At 43.0% G+C, this 3,348-nt stretch carries 4 protein-coding genes; all 4 read right to left on the reverse strand.

The window, feature by feature from the left end; all coding sequences use genetic code 11:
- Position 1: 1 nt before the first annotated feature.
- Positions 2-712, reverse strand: a complete 711-nt coding sequence (locus tag D2V08_RS03235; RefSeq protein ID WP_119606395.1) for a DUF4386 domain-containing protein — start codon at positions 710-712, stop codon at positions 2-4.
- A 497-nt stretch (positions 713-1,209) separates the two neighbouring features.
- Entirely contained in the window at positions 1,210-1,914 is a 705-nt protein-coding gene (locus D2V08_RS03240) for a DUF4386 domain-containing protein (protein ID WP_147374059.1), read from the reverse strand.
- Positions 1,915-1,991: 77 nt separating this feature from the next.
- Positions 1,992-2,573, reverse strand: coding sequence for a Crp/Fnr family transcriptional regulator (locus tag D2V08_RS03245; RefSeq protein WP_119606672.1), 582 nt, complete (start codon positions 2,571-2,573; stop codon positions 1,992-1,994).
- Positions 2,574-2,679: 106 nt separating this feature from the next.
- Positions 2,680-3,348: DUF4386 domain-containing protein (locus tag D2V08_RS03250; protein ID WP_147374060.1), on the reverse strand; the 669-nt coding region annotated here is incomplete at its 5' end.

Consider the following 3,348-nt stretch of genomic DNA (forward strand, 5'->3'; position numbering starts at 1 on the left):
CTTAAAACTTGATGTTTTCCTTTGTTCCGAATGTCAACAGCCAAATGCACATGCCTATTTCCCCGATGGCGGCGGGGAGTATAAGAAGGTTGGTGTCCACGAAATCGTAATAATTCTGGAACAGGGTTCCCCCGATGATATCCAATACATAGGTGATGCACCCCAACATGAGGGCCACGCCCAGAAATTTAGGAAGAAAACCGGACTTAAAGGCCAATAGCCCAAAAGGGAACAGCCAAAGGCCCCAATAGGTCTGACAAAGGAAGAAACCATTGTACAGGCTTTCAAAAGAACCCAGTACGCGAAGATCCATTGCTGCCTGTTGGGCGCTATCCAAGGCCGCATAATCCTTGAAGAGTGAGATTAGTTCATACTGGTCCAAGAGAATGGTGAAGGAAATCGGGACGCTGACAAGGGCGAATACCACCATGAGCATCGCATAGTGCTTGTTGATGTGCCCCAGTAGCTTATGCAGTGTCAGTGGAAGGAGTATAAAACTGATATGTACGGCGACCCCTGCCAATATGTACAGCCTAAAGGGCATTTCGTTGTCCAAGAAGTTTTCCATGGTGGCCTGTGGATCGTCCCAGGCCGCTATCTTACCGGGAAGGTATTGCATGTAATAGATGCTCAATAGTACATTGAACAAATAATAGAGACCGGCCAACCGGGCTGTTTTCTTTCTTGATTTCACTTGTATTGTGGTTTCCATATGATTGTTTCTTTGGTCGGAGGGATGGTGCATTTTGGATTGCCCTGCCCGAATCTATCTTCATTTATTCCTTCTACAATATTTGCGCCTGTAATCCATGGATGGATAATCAATTAATTGTTAAAATTAGCCTATGTAAGTTTGTTGTCATATTGTATAAGGTTCAAAAAATAATCTAAACGGTCCAGATTGCTAATCAAATGAAACTGTCTTCTTTTCTTCAATGTTGCTCTTTTTGGGTTTTCGGAAAATCATTTCCATTGTTTCGGGTATCATTTATTGGGTGTCCACATGTGGTGGGCAAACCTATTTTCCAACCACTGATCATGAAATCCTGTTCCTTATTTGAAGGGGGGGGTACCATATTCAGGGTCTACAGTCTACAAGCTACTACTTTTAAACTGTTTCCCCATAAGTATACAAAAAGCGGTAGGTCCGAAATCATACTGGCATCCAGCAGGGGAGGTCGTCATTTTTGTTTGAATTGGATATGAGATTCAATGATCCTGTATTGGAGTTATTGAGAATCCCTTCCTTATCAAAAAAATGGCAAAACTCATTTCATATAGAAAAATGGGAACTGCCATGACCATCCCCAAAATGGAAAGTTGATCTACCACCCCGTATAATTCCAAGAGGGAAACCGTAAATATGGCTATGGATCCTGTAAACCCGATAAAGCAAATGGTCTTAGACACCAATCGCGCCCTGTACATCACTATGGTATAACACATGCTATTGATACCCAATAAAAAGTTTGGACCTAGGATAAGGGTTTTTCTGTAAATCGAACCAAGGGTCCAGGCAATGGTCTCCATGTTTCCCGAATCTTTTGGTACATGGGGAAGTCCCTGCTCGTAAAGCTCGATCATGATAAGGATGCATATGGTTCCTAATAGGATTACAATGGCCTCCGCAAACCGGAAAAGTACGTATCCCATTCCGATTATGGGGTTGTATCTCTTCAAGTAGGGATAGAGCATCATGGCTGTACCGATAACAGAACATACCACGAGCAATTCAAGTACAACTCCGGTGACCATAAGATCGGATTCAATGTGAATGGCCTTGTCAGAATCAAGTTGTTGAAAAAGTGGTGTGTAAATCGATAGGCTGGCCATGGCCAGAAGGGCTGCTGCAATGAAGAGTATCCCGAGCGTTCTCGAACGCTTTTTGTTTGTGATGGGCTCCCAAAGTTCCATGTGGATATTTTTTGGAGCAAAAAAACGCAATTGAAAATTAAACGTGCTTAACAAAAGATAAGAAGGGAAAACTTGTTTTAAGGAACCTTGTTTGTTGTGACCCGTTTGCGTATCCTACTCAATGATACGGAAGTTATCCCCAAATACGAGGCCAAGTATTTCAATGGAATCCTTTGCAGAAGCTCTGGTCTTTCCTCCAGTAATTTCAAGTAACGTTTTTCAGGACTCAACTTTTTAAAATCATCCAATGAATTGTGGGAGTCGATGAGCAGGGAATTGTTCATGTTCAAGACCATGGATTGCAGCTTGGGAACCTTCTCCAACAATTGGGTGTTTCGTTCTTCACTACCAAGCGCCAATACCGAGTCCTCCATACACTCCAAATAATATTCAGAAGTTGCCTTGGTCAAATAACCTGCTGGAGTGATGGTCTGGTTCTCCAAATAAAAGTCGGTTGAACGCTCCTCGCCATCAACAAGATAGTATTTACGGATGGATCCCTTTATCACAAAAAAACAGGTGTCCACAATCTGTTCCTTCGATAAAACCCAGGTACCTTTGGCATAGGTCTTAATGAAGTTCTGATTTTTTATAATATCAATCTCCTTGGCCGTCAGGGTGATATATTGGGAAATAAAATCTATAATTTTATCATCCATGAAGATGCTTGATTTAAGAAAACATAGTTATTTGTAAAGATACTAATTGAATTCTAGAAACCCTAAATGGGTGGGTGGCCCCAATTCACATGATAATACCTTGACCTTAAAACTTGATGTTTTCCTTTGTTCCGAATGTCAACAGCCAAATGCACATGCCTATTTCCCCGATGGCGGCGGGGAGTATAAGAAGGTTGGTGTCCACGAAATCGTAATAATTCTGGAACAGGGTTCCCCCGATGATATCCAATACATAGGTGATGCACCCCAACATGAGGGCCACGCCCAGAAATTTAGGAAGAAAACCGGACTTAAAGGCCAATAGCCCAAAAGGGAACAGCCAAAGGCCCCAATAGGTCTGACAAAGGAAGAAACCATTGTACAGGCTTTCAAAAGAACCCAGTACGCGAAGATCCATTGCTGCCTGTTGGGCGCTATCCAAGGCCGCATAATCCTTGAAGAGTGAGATTAGTTCATACTGGTCCAAGAGAATGGTGAAGGAAATCGGGACGCTGACAAGGGCGAATACCACCATGAGCATCGCATAGTGCTTGTTGATGTGCCCCAGTAGCTTATGCAGTGTCAGTGGAAGGAGTATAAAACTGATATGTACGGCGACCCCTGCCAATATGTACAGCCTAAAGGGCATTTCGTTGTCCAAGAAGTTTTCCATGGTGGCCTGTGGATCGTCCCAGGCCGCTATCTTACCGGGAAGGTATTGCATGTAATAGATGCTCAATAGTACATTGAACAAATAATAGAGACCGGCCAACCG

Source organism: Flagellimonas lutimaris (assembly GCF_003581615.1).
In the GTDB taxonomy this organism is placed as follows: Bacteria; Bacteroidota; Bacteroidia; order Flavobacteriales; family Flavobacteriaceae; genus Flagellimonas; species Flagellimonas lutimaris.